Annotated in this window: 12 protein-coding genes; all 12 read right to left on the bottom strand. The window is 67.7% G+C overall.

The window, feature by feature from the left end; genetic code table 11:
• Window positions 1-155: 155 nt before the first annotated feature.
• A complete protein-coding gene (locus tag B0E49_RS17335) occupies window positions 156-743 on the bottom strand; it encodes a cytochrome b (RefSeq protein WP_077563684.1) in 588 nt (195 codons plus the stop codon).
• Between the two features lie 183 nt (window positions 744-926).
• Window positions 927-2,882 carry a molecular chaperone HtpG gene (gene htpG / locus B0E49_RS17330; protein WP_077563682.1) on the bottom strand — a complete coding sequence of 652 codons (1,956 nt, stop codon included), beginning with the start codon at window positions 2,880-2,882 and terminating at the stop codon, window positions 927-929.
• Between the two features lie 225 nt (window positions 2,883-3,107).
• Window positions 3,108-3,428: a hypothetical protein gene (locus B0E49_RS17325; protein WP_144264611.1), complete on the bottom strand. Its 321-nt coding sequence runs from the start codon at window positions 3,426-3,428 to the stop codon at window positions 3,108-3,110.
• Window positions 3,429-3,571: 143 nt separating this feature from the next.
• A complete protein-coding gene (locus B0E49_RS17320) occupies window positions 3,572-4,942 on the bottom strand; it encodes a sensor histidine kinase (protein WP_077563679.1) in 1,371 nt (456 codons plus the stop codon).
• The gene (locus tag B0E49_RS17315) at window positions 4,939-5,598 is read right to left on the bottom strand and encodes a response regulator (protein ID WP_077563677.1); all 660 of its coding nucleotides are present in this window, start codon (window positions 5,596-5,598) and stop codon (window positions 4,939-4,941) included. Before B0E49_RS17315 ends, B0E49_RS17320 begins: the two co-directional genes overlap by 4 nt.
• 93 nt (window positions 5,599-5,691) lie before the next feature.
• Entirely contained in the window at window positions 5,692-6,573 is an 882-nt protein-coding gene (locus tag B0E49_RS17310; RefSeq protein ID WP_077563675.1) for a pseudouridine synthase, read from the bottom strand.
• Window positions 6,574-6,640: 67 nt separating this feature from the next.
• A complete protein-coding gene (gene kdpE, locus B0E49_RS17305; protein ID WP_077563674.1) occupies window positions 6,641-7,348 on the bottom strand; it encodes a two-component system response regulator KdpE in 708 nt (235 codons plus the stop codon).
• Window positions 7,349-7,359: 11 nt separating this feature from the next.
• Window positions 7,360-10,089, bottom strand: a complete 2,730-nt coding sequence (locus B0E49_RS17300; protein ID WP_077563672.1) for a DUF4118 domain-containing protein — start codon at window positions 10,087-10,089, stop codon at window positions 7,360-7,362.
• 45 nt (window positions 10,090-10,134) lie between these two features.
• A complete protein-coding gene (gene kdpC / locus B0E49_RS17295) occupies window positions 10,135-10,716 on the bottom strand; it encodes a potassium-transporting ATPase subunit KdpC (RefSeq protein WP_077564182.1) in 582 nt (193 codons plus the stop codon).
• 10 nt (window positions 10,717-10,726) lie between these two features.
• Window positions 10,727-12,874: a potassium-transporting ATPase subunit KdpB gene (gene kdpB, locus B0E49_RS17290; protein ID WP_077563670.1), complete on the bottom strand. Its 2,148-nt coding sequence runs from the start codon at window positions 12,872-12,874 to the stop codon at window positions 10,727-10,729.
• A gap of 8 nt (window positions 12,875-12,882) precedes the next feature.
• Complete coding sequence (gene kdpA / locus B0E49_RS17285; RefSeq protein WP_077563668.1) at window positions 12,883-14,682, bottom strand: potassium-transporting ATPase subunit KdpA; 1,800 nt, start codon at window positions 14,680-14,682, stop codon at window positions 12,883-12,885.
• The gene (kdpF, locus tag B0E49_RS17280; protein ID WP_077563666.1) at window positions 14,682-14,780 is read right to left on the bottom strand and encodes a K(+)-transporting ATPase subunit F; all 99 of its coding nucleotides are present in this window, start codon (window positions 14,778-14,780) and stop codon (window positions 14,682-14,684) included. Before kdpF ends, kdpA begins: the two co-directional genes overlap by 1 nt.
• Window positions 14,781-15,006: the final 226 nt, after the last annotated feature.

Below are 15,006 nucleotides of genomic sequence, written 5' to 3'. Positions count from 1 at the left end.
GAACGCGACGATTACCTGCGAGAAATCGCCATGATGCGGCTGGGTTGGCCGGATCAGGCCACCCGCGCGCCTTGAAGTGCAGAACGGTGCCGCTCAGCGTCCTCCCGATGAATATCGCCCTCATCCGGCCAGCCCGGGCGCGGACGCTTCGGAATTCACTCCCGGGGAGCGGGCAGCATGCGCTGCAGCACGCCATCGTGCACGAACAGGTAGTGATAAAACGCCGCCGCCGCGTGCAGCGCGATCAGCGCCAGCAACACCCACATCATGGAGGCATGGATATCGCCCGCGGTCAGTGCCCAGCGTGCCTTGGGGGCCGCGATGGCGGGCAGGGAAATGATGCCGAACACATTCACGGCAAGCTTGTGGGCGGATGCCGAGGCCCAGCCCAGGAACGGCCCGACCAGCAAAATGAAATAAAAAGCCAGATGGGTTGCACGGGCAGCCCGGCGCTCCCACGCGGGCGAACCGGGCATGTCCAGCGGCACCGGATAGAGCCGTCGGTAAATGAAGCGGATCGCCATCACGACGAGGATCAGAACTCCGAACGAAAAGTGCAGGCTGATCAGCGTTGCTGGCACGGTGTCGGGCCCGATCTCTGGCATCAGGATCGCTGTCAGGAATTGCGTCAATACCAAAAGCACGACCAGCCAGTGCAGCCATTTCGCCACCGGGCTGTACCCTTGAACGGCAAGGGCGCTTTGCGCCGACCCGATTGAGCGTGAATGGTGGTCATGAAGCATGGCGATTCCTCGTGGCTGTTCAAGCGCATGCGTCAGAGCCGCACGGCCAGGGCGGCGGCAAGCGGGTCTGGGCACGGTCCCCAGTTTTCATTAAACCCCACTTTTTCGTGCCGCTCGGGGTCTATGGCTTTCAAGCCTCCGACGTTCGCGCGGCGGTCCGCGACGCACTGTGCGTAAAAACGCTCAAACCAGCAGCGCGTTGACCCGCTTCACATAAGCCGCCGGATCGTCGGGCAGGCCGCCTTCGGCCAGCAGCGCCTGGTCGAACAGGATGTTTGCCAGGTCGTGGAAGTGCACCGAGGCGTCGTCGCCGGCCGCCAGCTTCTTCACCAGCGGGTGCTCGGGGTTGACTTCGAGCACGGGCTTGACGTCGGGCATCGTCTGGCCGGCCTGCTTGAGCATGCGCGCGAGCTGGGTGCTCATGCCGTGTTCCTGCACCACCAGGCAAGCCGGGCTATCGACCAGGCGGCTGGTCACGCGTACGTCCTCGGCCTTGTCCTTGAGTGCCTCTTTCAGCTTGGCCAGCACCGGCTTGAAGGTCTCGGCAGCAACATCTGCCGCCTTCTTCTCGGCGTCGTCCTGCAGCTTGCCCAGATCGACCGCCCCCCGCGCCACGGACTGCAGTGGCGTGCCGTCGAACTCGTGCAGGTGGCTCAGCGCCCACTCGTCCACGCGATCCGTCATCAAGAGCACCTCGATGCCCTTTTTCTTGAACACTTCGAGCTGCGGGCTGTTCCTGGCGCCGGCCAGGGTGTCGGCGGTGATGTAGTAGATCGCCTCCTGGCCCTCCTTCATGCGCGCCTTGTACTCAAGCAGGCTCACGCTGGCCGTGTCGGAACTGGTGGAGGCGTAGCGCAGCAGCTTGGCCAGGCGCTCGCGGTTGGCAAAGTCCTCGCCCAGGCCTTCCTTGAGCACGGCGCCGAACTCGGCGTAGAACTTGTCGTACTTGCCGGCGCCGGCCTTGTCTTCCTCGCTGGCATCGTCCGCCGGCCGGTTGTTTTTCGCCAGGTCTTCCAGCATCGACAGGACGCGCCGGGTGTTGCCCTCGCGGATGGCCCGCACGTCGCGGCTTTCCTGCAGCAGTTCGCGGCTCACGTTGAGCGGCAGGTCGCTGGAATCGACCACGCCCTTGACGAAGCGCAGGTACACCGGCATCAGCGCCTCGGCGTCGTCCATGATGAACACGCGCTTGACATAGAGCTTGATGCCGGCGGCCTTGTCGCGGTTGAACAGGTCCAGCGGCGCCTTGGACGGGATGTACAGCAGCTGCGTGTATTCGGTGCTGCCCTCGACGCGGTTGTGCGTGTAGGCGAGCGGCGCCTCGTGGTCGTGACTGATCTGTTTGTAGAACTCGGCATAGTGCTCGGGCGTGATGTCCTTCTTGGGGCGCGTCCATAGTGCACTGGCCTGGTTCACGGTTTCCCACTCGTCGGTGGTGACCATCTCGCCGCCCTTGCCTTCTTCGCCTTCCTTCCACTCCTCCTTCTGCATGAGGATGGGCAGGCTGATGTGATCGGAGTACTTGTTGATGATGCCCTTGAGCTTCCAGGCGCCGAGGTAATCCTGCGCGTCCTCGCGCAGGTGCAGGGTCACGCTGGTGCCGCGCGGCGCGCGCGTGATGTTTTCCACCTCGAAGGCGCCGCCGCCGCTGGCGCCGCCGTCGCTGACCCAGCGCACGCCCTGCTCCGCCGGCAGGCCGGCGCGGCGCGATTCCACCGTGATCTTGTCGGCCACGATGAAGCCCGAGTAAAAGCCCACGCCGAACTGGCCGATCAGCTGGCCCTGCTCGTCCGCCTGGGCCTTCTGGTCGCCGCTGAGCTTGCTGACAAAGTCACGCGTGCCGCTCTTGGCGATGGTGCCAAGGTTGTCGATGGCCTCCTGCTGCGACAGGCCGATGCCGTTGTCGGTGATGGTCAGCGTGCGGGCCGCCTTGTCCACGCTCACGCGCACTTCCAGGTTGGGTGCGTCCTCCAGCAGGGCCGGGTTGTTCAGCGCCTCGTAGCGCAGCTTGTCGCAGGCGTCGGAGGCGTTGGAGATCAGCTCGCGCAGGAAGATTTCCTTGTTGGAGTACAGCGAATGCGTGACAAGGTGCAGCAACTGGGCCACTTCGGCCTGGAAGGAAAGGGTTTGTTTGCTCATACGGACATTGAAGTTTTTGACGACAGACACCCGGGCGCCGGAAACAGGCGCGCAACGGGCAAACTTCAATTATGGGTGAACTTCCCGGATTCAAGCCTGCCGGCATGCCGGGTCAAGAGCAAGACCGCATCAGCGCATGTCAGCGCCCGCCACAGCAGGCGCGGATGCGCCGCATCTCGCTGCGCGGCACGGGAGTGCCGCGCAATTCGCAAAGCCGGGCCGTACTCAGCTATGGTTCGGCATGGCGGTGGATTGCCCCGGCGCCTCCTTGCCGGCGCCGCCATGGCTTGCCGTCATCGCCTGTTGATGCGCATCGTCGTTAGACAGCGTGGACTGGACTGGCACCGCCTCCGACTGACCCGGTGCTTCCTGACCCGCCCCGCTGCCCCCCCGGAGCACCGCCGCCTGAACGTCAGCCCGGGACATCGTGGACATGATCGGCATGGACGTCGATTGACCGGGGGCCTCCTTCTGGGCAAAGCTCGCGGTCGAGCCAAAGGCGGCCAGGACGGCCATGGCGCTCAGGATTTTTGTGGATGTACGCATGAAAACCTCCGTGGGTGATTGGGTTTCGGGTCTCGCGCCACCAGCGACATGCCAGCGGCGCAGCCTGTAACGGACTCTAGGCCGCTTGTGTGAGCCGGCGATGAGCAAAAAATGAGCCTGGAATTAGCGCGGATGCACGAACGTCACTGTGCGGGCAGGTGCACACGCGCCAGCAGTCCGCCGCCGCCATCCCCGGCGCTGCGGTTGCGCAGCTCGATGCGCGCGCCAAAACGCTGCGCCGCAGCCTGCGCAATCGCCAGGCCGAGCCCGCTGCCGCCGGCCACGGAACCGGGCACCCGGAAAAACCGGTCGAACACCCGCCCGCTCCACTGCGGCGCAATACCCGGACCGTTGTCCACCACGTCGACCACCGGATGCCCTTCAAACTCGTGCAGCCGCACGTCGACCACGCCGCCCTCGGGGCTGTAGCGCAGCGCGTTGTCGATCAGGTTGTCGAACACGCTGTGCAGCTCGGCCGCCGGCGCAGCAACCCGCGCCGCGCACTGCCCCTCGTAGCCCACATCGATGCGGCGCTGGTCGGCCAGCACCATCAGCTGGCTGATGCTCTCGCGCAGCAGCGCCGCCACATCCACAACATCAATGGGCCCTGGCCTGGGCGCGCTCTGGCGCGACAGGTTCAACAGCTGCTCCAGCAGGTGCTGCGCGCGCGTCACGCCAGCCTCGAGCAAGGCAAAACGCTCGGCCGCCTCCCCTGGCGGCACATGGCTGCGCAGGTTCTCGATCTGCAGGCCGATGGCCGCCATCGGCGTGCGCAGCTCGTGCGCGGCGTCCTGCACGAACTGGCGCTGTGCCGCGAAGGCATCGTTCAGGCGGCCCAGCAGGTTGTTGAAGGCGGCCACCAATGGCGCGATTTCGTCGGGAACCCGTGCGAGCGAGATTTCGGCGATGCTGCGCTCGTCCTGTGCGGCCACCTCGCGCGCCGCCGCGCGCATGGGACGCAGCGCCGCCGAGACGATCAGCCACAGACTCAGCAGGACAGCGGGCAGCATCAGCGCGATCGGCAACCCTTCGAGCAGGGTACGACGCACGATGCGCCGGTGGCGAAATGCCTCGCTTTGCAGCACCTGGACCCGGGGCTGGCCGGCATGCGGGCCGGGCGCGGCGGTGTAGACGCGCCAGAGGTCGGCGGCCGCGGGGCCGGTGCGCACGTCATTGAAGCCGGGCACGGGCTGCAGCGGCACCGCCAGCGGGCTCCACGACGTGGCCAGCAGCTGGCCGCCGTCGGCGCTCCATACCTGTACCGCAACGGCGCCCAGGGCCAGTGCCTTCTCATTGGCCAGCGGCGACAACGCCGGCACCCCATGATGGGCGGGATGCGACTCGGCCACCAGGCGCATCTGCTCGTCCATGAAGGTATTCACCAGGCGCCCATAGGCGCCATACGAAAACCAGGCCGTCGCGCCCGCCGCCACGACGTGCAGCGTCACCAGCCACAAGAGCAACTGCGCGCGCAGCGAGCGCGGGCGATACCATGGCCTGGCCGCGGCGCTCACGGCGCAGCCACCCGCCAGCCCAGGCCGCGCACGTTGCGGATGGCCTGTGCACCCAGCTTGCGCCGCATGCCGTGGATCAGCACATCCACGGCATTGCTGGTCACTTCCTCGCCCCAGCCGTAGATGCGGCTCTCCAGCTGTTCGCGCGAAAGAATCGCGCCCGGGCGTTCCAGCAGGGCATGCAGGAGTGCGAATTCGCGCGCCGTCAGGGCCTCGCTCGTGCCGTTGACCCACACCTCGCGCGTGGTCAGGTCGAGCTGCAGCGCGGCCGTGCCAATGCGCGAATGCGCGCTCCCCGAGCGGCGCCGGATCACCGCGCGCATGCGCGCCAGCAGCTCGGGGAACTGGAACGGCTTGAGCAGGTAGTCGTCGGCGCCGAGGTCCAGGCTGTACACGCGATCGTCCAGCGCGTCGCGCGCCGTCAGCACCAGCACCGGCGTGGTATCGCCGCGCTCGCGCGCACGGCGCAGCACCTCGGTACCGTCCCGCTTGGGCAGCCCGAGGTCGAGCAGCATGCAGGCATAGTCGCCATCGGCCAGCGCACTTTGCGCCAGCTCGCCGTCGCGCACGCCATCGACCGACCAGCCCGCAGCCTCCAGCGCAGCCTGCAGGCTGTGCCTGATCATGTCGTCGTCTTCTACCAGCAGCACGCGCATTGCGACCCCTCGACTCCCGTAATTCCAGCGAACGCAACTGACCAATTGGAGTCTGGCAATGCAGACTTAGTTCTGAATGAGCACGCTGAGCCGTCAGAACCGCTCGTGCGGTGCCAGGTAACGCCACTGCCCGACCGGCAGATGGCCGAGCACCACGCGCCCGATGCGGATGCGCTTGAGGCCCACCACCTTGAGCCCGACCTGTTCGCACATGCGCCGGATCTGGCGCTTTTTGCCCTCGGTCAGCACAAAGCGCAGCTGCTCGGGGTTCTGCCACTCGACCTGCGCGGGCTTCAGCGGCTGGCCGTCCAGGGCGAGGCCGTGGCGCAGGCGCGCCAGCTGTTCGGCCGGGAACGCGGCCTGCACGTTGGTGACGGTCTCGCCCAGGCTGACGCGCACCAGATATTCCTTGTCCATCTGCGAGTCCTCGCCGATCAGCTGGCGCGCCACGCGGCCGTCCTGCGTCAGCACCAGTAGGCCGATCGAGTCGATGTCGAGCCGCCCGGCCGGCGCCAGGCCGCGCAACTGCGAGGGATGGAAGAAAAAGCGCGCATTGTCGTCCGGCCAGCGGTTCTGCGCGGTCACCAGGGTCACGGCCGGCTGATGCCCGTCTTCGGCCTGGCCGCTCACATAGCCCATGGGCTTGTTGAGCAGGATGGTGACCTGGGTGGCCTGCTGGCCCTGGGCCTTTTTGTCGATCTCGATGCGGTCGCTGTGCTTGACCTGCAGGCCCATGGGCGCGACTTCGCCGTTGACCTTGACCCAGCCCTTGTCGATCCAGTCGTCGGCCTCGCGGCGCGAACACAGGCCGAGCTCGGCCATGCGCTTGTTCAGCCGGGTCGTGGGGGCGCCCGACGCCGCCACCCGCACGCCCGGGCCGGTAGCCTTCAGCGCGGGCGGCGGGCCACTCGGCCGCGGCTTGTTGTCGGGGGGCGGCGCCCGGCGGAACGCGGGAGTGGGTCTGGAATCGGTCATGTGCTATATATTTTGTAGCTACTTGCGCAATAGCGGCATGGGCTATACGCCATTTTCTCTCAAATTCTCAGGCATCCCCCGCAACCAGCCGGTAGCCCACCGCCGTTTCCGTCAGCAGGTGCCGGGGCTGCGCCGGGTCAAGCTCCAGCTTTTGCCGCAAATGCCCCATGTAAATGCGCAGGTAGTGGCTCTGTTCGGCATGCGACGGACCCCAGACTTCGCGCAGGAGCTGGCGGTGCGTCAGCACGCGGCCCACGTTGGCCACCAGCACCAGCAGCAGGCGGTATTCGATCGGCGTGAGGTGTACCTCCACCCCGGCGCGCGTCACCACGCGGGCCTGCCGGTCCACCACCACGTCGCCAAAGCGGAACTGCGGATCACTCTCCACGGCGCCGTCCGCGCCGGATGCACGCGGGCGGCGCAGGTTGGCACGCACCCGCGCCATCAGCTCGCCGACGCCAAACGGCTTGCTCAGGTAGTCGTCGGCACCGGCATCGAGCGCGGCCACCTTGTCGGCCTCGCCCTGCCGTGCCGACAGCACGATGATGGGCACGCCCGACCAGCCACGCACGTCGCGGATCACGTCCAGCCCGTCGCCGTCGGGCAGGCCCAGGTCGAGCACCAGCAGGTCGGGCTTGCGCGTGCCGGCCTCGCTCAAGCCGCGCCGGGCCGTCCCGGCCTCATGCACCTGCCAGCCCTCGGCCTCGAGCGCGGCCCGCACGAAGCGGCGAATTTGCGGCTCGTCTTCAATGACGACGGCGATCGGAGGGGGCATGATGGGGCGGTTTACTCGACAGGTTCGGGCGGTGGACGGCGCGGCAGCGTGAGGGTGAATTCTGCGCCACCGCCCAAGGCATTGGCGGCCACGATCTGCCCGCGGTGCGCGTCCACCACCGCCTTGCAGATTGCCAGCCCCAGACCGACCCCCGGCTGAGCCGACTCCGCGGCGCCGCGCGTGAATTTCTCGAACAGTTCGGACTCGCGCCCCTTGAGCGCGGCGGGCAGCCCCGGCCCATGGTCGCGCACGCTCAAGACCAGCGCCTGCGGCGTCACGCCGGCCTTGATCACGATCGGTGGCCGCCCATATTTGGCGGCGTTTTCCAGCAGGTTCACCAGCACGCGCTCGATCAGCGCCGCGTCGAACTCCACCAGCGGCAGATCCGCCGGGATCTCGGTCTGCACGGCCTGCCCGCCCAGCGCGTGCGCCGCCGCGCGGATGGCGGACCCGACCACCTCCTCGACCGACTGCCACTCGCTGCGCAGGTTCACCGCACCGCTTTGCAGGCGCGCCATGTCGAGCAGGTTGTTCACCAGCGCATTGAGTTGACGCGCCTGCCCGGTGATCGCCTGCGCCGTCTCGGCCTGCTGCGGGCCGAGCGCCGATGCGGACTTTGATAGCGACTGCTGCAGCGACTCGGCCAGCCCGATGAGTGCCGTGAGCGGCGTGCGCACGTCGTGCGAGATGGCGGACAGCAAGGCGTTGCGCAGCCGCTCGGATTCCATTTGCACCAGGGCCTCCTGCGCCACGTCCACGTAGTGCACGCGCTCGAGCGCAATCGCGATCTGGCGCGCCAGCGTCTCCAGCTGCTGCACCTGCTCGGGAATCAGGAGCCAGCGCGGCTGCGCGGGCTGCAACGCGAGCACGCCGCGCACCCGCATCGGCGCCTTCAGCGGCACGTAGTGCCAGGCATGGGACGGCAGCGTGGAGGTTGCGAGTCCGGCCGGCTGCTCGTTGTGAAAGGCCCAGTCGGCGATGCTGGCATCGAGCCCGTCCGGCGCCGAGCCGTCCACCACCAGCCGGTCGGCGGCATCGGTGACCAGCACGCGGGCCTGGCCGCCAAAGGTGCGCTGCACCGCGGCCTCGCCCAGTTCGGCGACCTGGCGGGTCAGCAAGGCGCCCGACAAATCGCGCGTCAGCTCGAACAGCGCCTGGGCGCGCCGCTCGCGGCCCGCGGCGATGCGCGCGGAAAAACGCAGGTTCGCGGTGAGCTGCCCGGTCAGCAGTCCCACCCCCAGCATGACCGCAAAGGTCACCAGGTACTGGGCGTCGCTGATGGCCATGGACAGGCGCGGCGGGACAAAAAAGAAATCGAATGCGGCAACGTTTAACACTGCGGCCAGCGCAGCCGGGCCGCGGCCCCAGCGCACCGCCACCAGCACCACGCCGAGCAGGAACAGCATGACGATGTTGGCGAGGTCCAGCAAGCGCAGCAGCGGCAAGGACAGCGCGGTGGTCAGCAGGCAGGTGGCGACGGCCCAGGCATAGCGCGGCCAGGCTTCGCGCCAGGGCGCGGCCTCTTCCTCGTCATGCGTGCGGTGCACGGCCCGGGCCAGCCTGCGCGCGCTGTCGGCCTGGGCGACTTCGATGATGTCGAGCGTGGGCGCCAGCATCGCCAGGCGGCGCGTCATGGTCGGCGGGCCGAGGCGCCACCTCGCCTGCCAGGCCGGCACGCGGGGCCGCCCCACCACCAGCGTCGCGCAGTTCAGGGTCTGGGCCTGGCGCACGAGCTCGGCCACCGCGTCGCTGCCGGCCAGCACCGCCGTTTCGGCACCCAGTTCCTGCGCCAGCTTGAGCACCGCCAGAATGCGGTCGCGCTCGGCCGCGCCCTGGCGCTGCAGCGCCGGCGTCTCCACATAGGCCGCATGCCAGCGCACGCCAAGCTGCCCGGCCAGCCGCGCGGCACTGCGCACCGTCTGTTCGGCGCCGGGGTGCGGGCCGATGCACACCAGGATCGAGCCCTCCGTGTTCCAGACCGGCGCAATGGATTGCGCCACCCGGTAGCTGCGCACGTCGTCTTCGACATGCTCGGCCGTGCGCCGCAGCGCGATCTCGCGCAGCGCGATCAGATTGCCCTTGCGAAAGAAGTTTTGCGCCGCGCGTTCGGCCTGCTGCGGCAGGTACACCTTGCCGGCCTTCAGGCGGGTCATCAGTTCGTCGGGCGTGATATCGACCAGGATGACTTCGTCGGCGCCATCGAGCACGGTGTCGGGCACGGTTTCGTGCACGCGGATGCCGGTGATGGCGCCCACCGTGCCGTTCAGGCTCTCGAGGTGCTGCACATTGAGCGCACTCCAGACATCGATGCCCGCCTCCAGCAGCTCCTGCACGTCCTGCCAGCGTTTGGGGTGACGCGAGCCCTCCACGTTGGTGTGCGCCAATTCGTCCACGAGCAATAGCAGCGGCTTGCGCGACGCGCCGGCGCGCAGGGCCGCGTCGAGGTCGAACTCGCGCAGCGTGCGGCCGCGGTACGCCACCTCGCGCAGGGGCAGTTGCTCCAGCCCCGCCAGCAGCTCCGCGGTTTCGCTGCGGCCATGGGTTTCGATCACGCCGACCAGCACGTCGCGCCCCGCCTGGCGCTCGCGCTGGGCCGCGCTCAGCATGGCGTAGGTCTTGCCCACGCCCGCGCTGGCGCCGAAGTAGATGCGCAGCTTGCCGCGCTGGCTCTGCGCCTCCTGCTGCTGCAGGCGCTGCAGCAGTTCGTCGGGGTCGGGGCGCTGGTTCGGTGATTCCACCATGGAGCCTAGGTTACTTCATCGTCGCCATTTGCCCATGGTTTGCATCTATTTCTGGGCGTCCAGCGCCAGGTTCAGGCGCAGCACATTGACGCGCGGCTCGCCGATGAAGCCCCACAGGGCGCCCTGGGTGTTCGCGGCCACCAGCGCCTGCACGCGGCCCGCGTCGAGCCCGCGTGCCCGCGCCACCCGCGCCACCTGGTAGTCGGCAGCGGCCGGACTGATGTCCGGATCGAGCCCGCTGCCCGAGGCCGTGACCAGGTCCACCGGCACCGGCAACGGGTTGCCGGGGTCGGCCGCGTGCAGCGCCTCGACCCTGGCCTTGACCGCATCAAGCAGCGCCGGGTTCAGCGGCCCCAAATTCGAACCGCCAGAGGACGTGGCGTTGTAGGGCATCGGCGTGGTGGCCGACAGGCGGCCCCAGAAATGCCCGGGGTCGGCAAAGTTCTGGCCGATCAGTGCCGAGCCCACCGGCTTGCCGCCCTGCAGGATCAGGCTGCCGCCGGCCTGCCAGGGAAACAGCGAGCGGGCCAGGCCGGTGACCACCAGCGGGTACGCCAGGCCGGTGAGCAGGCTCAGGGCCACGAACAGAACCAGCAGCGGGCGTAAAGGTATGAGAAGGTTTTTCACGGTGGCCTCTTCAGACAAGGTGGAACGCGGTCACCAGCAGGTCGATGAGCTTGATGCCGATGAAGGGCACGATCAGCCCGCCGAGCCCGTAGATCAGCAGATTGCGGCGCAACAGCACGGCGGCGCCGACCGCGCGGTACTTCACGCCCTTGAGCGCCAGCGGGATCAGGAAAACGATGATGAGCGCGTTGAAGATCACCGCCGACAGGATGGCCGACGACGGGCTGCCGAGCCGCATCACATTGAGCACCGCGAGCTGCGGATAGGTGGTCACAAAAATCGCCGGAATGATGGCGAAGTACTTGGCCACGTCGTTGGCAATCGAGAACGTGGTGAGCGAGCCGCGCGTCATCAAGAGCGCCTTGCCGGTTTCCACCACCTCCAGCAGCTTGGTTGGATTCGAGTCCAGGTCCACCATGTTGCCGGCCTCCTTGGCGGCCTGGGTGCCGCTGTTCATCGCGACCGCCACGTCGGCCTGGGCCAGCGCCGGGGCGTCGTTGGTGCCGTCGCCGGTCATGGCCACCAGGCGGCCCTCGGCCTGGTATTCGCGGATCAGCCGGAGCTTGGCCTCGGGCGTGGCCTCGGCCAGGAAGTCGTCCACACCGGCCTCGGCCGCAATCGCCGCGGCGGTGAGCTTGTTGTCACCGGTGATCATCACGGTCTTGATGCCCATGCGGCGCAGCTCGCCGAAACGCTCCTTGATGCCGGCCTTGACGATGTCCTTGAGTTCCACCACGCCCAGCACAGCGTTGCCGTCGGCCACCGCCAGTGGCGTGCTGCCGCGGCGCGCCACGTCGTCGGCGGCGCGCAGCACCTCGGCCGGCAGGCTTCCGCCATGCGCCTCGACATGCCGGCGAATTGCATCCACCGCGCCCTTGCGCAGCATGCGCACACCACCGCCCCCCCGCTGCACGTCGACGCCACTCATGCGGGTCTGCGCGGTAAAAGGCACTGGAACCGCCCCCACGCTTGTCGCTTCGCCAGTCTCTGCCTGCGACTGCACGGCGCTCATGGCGCCCACGCTGGTGGACAGTGCCGTGGCGCCGCTCAGGCGCTGGGCCAGCGCCACGATGCTGCGGCCCTCGGGGGTTTCATCCGCCAGCGAGGCCTGCATGGCGGCTCGGGCCAGCGCGAGTTCCGTGACGCCGGGGGCCGGCAGGAACGCCGACGCCTGGCGGTTGCCGTGCGTGATGGTGCCGGTCTTGTCGAGCAGCAGCACGTCCACGTCGCCGGCGGCCTCCACCGCGCGCCCGGAAGTGGCGATTACATTGGCCTGCATCATGCGGCTCATGCCGGCCACGCCGATGGCCGACAGCAGGCCGCCGATGGTGGTGGGAATCAGGCACACCAGCAGCGCGATGAGCGCCGTGATCGTCACGGCGGTGCCGGCCTGGGTGACCTCCACGCTGAACACCGAGTACGGCAGCAGCGTCACGGTGACCACCAGGAACACGATGGTCAGCGCCACCAGCAGAATCGTCAGCGCGATCTCATTGGGGGTCTTCTGGCGGCGGGCACCCTCCACCATGCTGATCATGCGGTCGATGAAGCTCTCGCCGGGATTCACCGTGATGCGCACCACCAGCCAGTCCGACAGCACGCGGGTGCCGCCGGTCACCGCCGAAAAGTCGCCGCCCGACTCCCGGATCACGGGCGCCGATTCACCGGTGATGGCCGATTCGTCCACCGAGGCCACGCCTTCGATGACCTCGCCGTCGAGCGGGATCATGTCGTGCGCCTCCACCAGCACCGCGTCGCCGCGGCGCAGGTTCTCGGCCTGCTCGGGAATCCAGGTAGTGCCGTGGAACACGCCGTCCCGCGGCTCGCCGAACTTCTTGGCCCAGGCCGCCTTCTTGATGCCGCGCAGCGAGGACGCCTGCGCCTGGGCGCGGCCTTCGGCCATGGCTTCCGCGAAATTGGCGAACAGCACGGTGAACCACAGCCACACGGCCACGGCGAAGATGAAACCGGCCGGCGCCTCGCCGTGGCCCTGCAGCGCCTGGATGCCCAGCAGCGTGGTCAGGATGCTGCCGATATACACGACAAACATCACCGGGTTGTGCCACTGCACGCGCGGGTTCAGCTTGGCAAAGGACTGGGTGATCGCGGGCCTGAGCAGCTCCGGGTCAAACAGTGAAAAGGATTTTTGTTGGGTCATGATGATTCTCAGTGAGCCCCCCACAGCATGTAGTGTTCAACCACGGGCCCGAGCGCCAGCGCCGGCACGTAGTTCAGCAGGCCCACCAGCAGCACCGTGCCGATCAGCAGCGTGACGAACAGCGGCCCGTGCGTCGGCATGGTGCCGGCCGTCACCGCGAGACGTTTCTTGCGTGCCAGGCCGCCGGCAATGGCCAGCACCGGCACCACGACGCCGAAGCGGCCGAACCACATCGCCACCGCCAGCAGGACGTTGTAGAACGGCGTGTTGGCCGACAGGCCGGCAAAGGCGCTGCCGTTGTTGTTGGCAGCCGACGTGAAGGCGTACAGAATCTCCGAGAAGCCATGCGCGCCCGGATTGGCGATGCCCGCCTTGCCGGCGCCGGCCAGCACCGCCACCGCGGTGCCCGCGAGCACCAGGATCGGCGTCACCAGGATCGCGATCGAGGTCATCTTCATCTCGTAGGACTCGATCTTCTTGCCCAGGTATTCCGGGGTGCGGCCGATCATCAGTCCGGCGATGAAGACCGCGAGGATGGCGAACACCAGCATGCCGTACAAGCCGGAGCCGACACCGCCGAACACCACTTCGCCCAGATGCATCATCACCATCGGCACCATGCCGCCCAGTGGCGTGAACGAGTCGTGCATGGCGTTCACGGCGCCGCACGAGGCCGAGGTGGTAATCACCGCGAACAGGCTGGAGGCGTTGATGCCGAAGCGCACTTCCTTGCCCTCCATGTTGCCACCGGATTGCAGCGCGCTCATCCCCTGGTCCACCCCCAGCGGTGTGAGCAGCGGGTTGCCGGCCTGCTCGGCCGGTGTGATGGCGATCACGGCAACGACGAACAAAATGGTCATGGCCGCCAGCACCGCCCAGCCCTGGCGCAGGTCGCCGACCTCGCGGCCGAAGGCAAAGCACAGCGCGGCCGGAATCAGGAAGATGGACAGCATCTGGAAGAAGTTGGCCAGCGCGGTCGGGTTCTCATACGGATGCGCCGAATTGGCGTTGAAGAAGCCGCCGCCATTGGTGCCCAGCATCTTGATGGCCTCCTGCGACGCCACCGGCCCCATGGCCAGCGTCTGCGTGGAAGTCTTCGCGTCTTCCATCACCGGGTTGCCCTTGGCGTCCTTCAAAGGCTGGCCGTCGGGGCCGTTTTTAGGCTGCTGGTAGCTGGTGGTCTCCAGCAGGGTCACGTCCTTGTAGGCGTCGAAATTCTGGATCGCGCCCTGACTCACCAGGAACACGGCAAACACCAGCGCCAGCGGCAGCAGCAGCCAGGTCGTGACGCGCGTCACATCGACCCAGAAGTTGCCGAGCACGCCGCTGGAGCGCGCGGCGAACCCACGGATCAGCGCGAACACCACGGCGATGCCGGTAGCGGCCGAGAAGAAGTTCTGCACCGCGAGCGCCAGCATTTGCGTCAGGTAGCTCATGGTGGCTTCGCCGGCATAGCCCTGCCAGTCGGTGTTGGTCGCGAACGCCACGGCGGTGTTGAACGACGAGTCGGGCGTGACGGCCGCCATGTGCTGCGGATTCAGCGGCAGCCACAGTTGCAGGCGCTGCAGCGCATAGACGACCAGCGCGCCCAGGGCATTGAAGGCCAGCAGCGCCAGCGCGTACTGCACCCAGTTCATGGAGCGCTGCGCCGAGGTGCCGGCGAGCCGGTACAGCGGCGCCTCCAAGCGCAGCATCCAGCCGGGCAACCGGCCCGCGCACAGCGCCGCCAGCCAGCGCCCCACGGGCCAGGCCAGCACCAGCAGCACGATCAGATAAAGGGCCAGCTGGCCCCAGGCTAAGGCGCTCATCAGAACTCCTCCGCGCGGATCAGCGCATAGACCAGGTAGGCCAGCAACGCGACGGCGCACAGGCCGCCCAGCACGTACAGAGCACCCAGGCCGATCATGGCCGGCCTCCCGTGCCGGTTTCGAGCTTCTGAAAGCCCCACACCAGCCCCGCCAGCGCGCCCCAAAACACGGCGACGGCAACCACAAAGACAATGTCCACGCGACTTCTCCCGATCAAAACGATGGGGTAAGCCTATGTTTTGGTGCGTAAAAACAGGGATGAAACTTCGAGGGGCTTTGTCAAAAATGCGTAAAAAACCCGTGGCGCGCGGCCCCGCCGGCGCG

This window comes from Polaromonas sp. C04 (genome assembly GCF_002002705.1).
In the GTDB taxonomy this organism is placed as follows: Bacteria; Pseudomonadota; Gammaproteobacteria; order Burkholderiales; family Burkholderiaceae_C; genus Rhodoferax_A.
The sequence above is the reverse complement of the archived record's forward strand: the minus strand, read 5'-3'. Positions and strand labels throughout refer to the sequence as shown.

What these genes read in the sequence shown, in the direction of transcription:
- B0E49_RS17335 (WP_077563684.1), bottom strand. Translation starts at nt 743, where the DNA reads ATGCTTCATGACCACCATTCACGCTCAATCGGGTCGGCGCAAAGCGCC.
- htpG (WP_077563682.1), bottom strand. Translation starts at nt 2,882, where the DNA reads ATGAGCAAACAAACCCTTTCCTTCCAGGCCGAAGTGGCCCAGTTGCTG.
- B0E49_RS17325 (WP_144264611.1), bottom strand. Translation starts at nt 3,428, where the DNA reads ATGCGTACATCCACAAAAATCCTGAGCGCCATGGCCGTCCTGGCCGCC.
- B0E49_RS17315 (WP_077563677.1), bottom strand. Translation starts at nt 5,598, where the DNA reads ATGCGCGTGCTGCTGGTAGAAGACGACGACATGATCAGGCACAGCCTG.
- B0E49_RS17310 (WP_077563675.1), bottom strand. Translation starts at nt 6,573, where the DNA reads ATGACCGATTCCAGACCCACTCCCGCGTTCCGCCGGGCGCCGCCCCCC.
- kdpE (WP_077563674.1), bottom strand. Translation starts at nt 7,348, where the DNA reads ATGCCCCCTCCGATCGCCGTCGTCATTGAAGACGAGCCGCAAATTCGC.
- B0E49_RS17300 (WP_077563672.1), bottom strand. Translation starts at nt 10,089, where the DNA reads ATGGTGGAATCACCGAACCAGCGCCCCGACCCCGACGAACTGCTGCAG.
- kdpB (WP_077563670.1), bottom strand. Translation starts at nt 12,874, where the DNA reads ATGACCCAACAAAAATCCTTTTCACTGTTTGACCCGGAGCTGCTCAGG.
- kdpA (WP_077563668.1), bottom strand. Translation starts at nt 14,682, where the DNA reads ATGAGCGCCTTAGCCTGGGGCCAGCTGGCCCTTTATCTGATCGTGCTG.
- kdpF (WP_077563666.1), bottom strand. Translation starts at nt 14,780, where the DNA reads ATGATCGGCCTGGGTGCTCTGTACGTGCTGGGCGGCCTGTGCGCCGTC.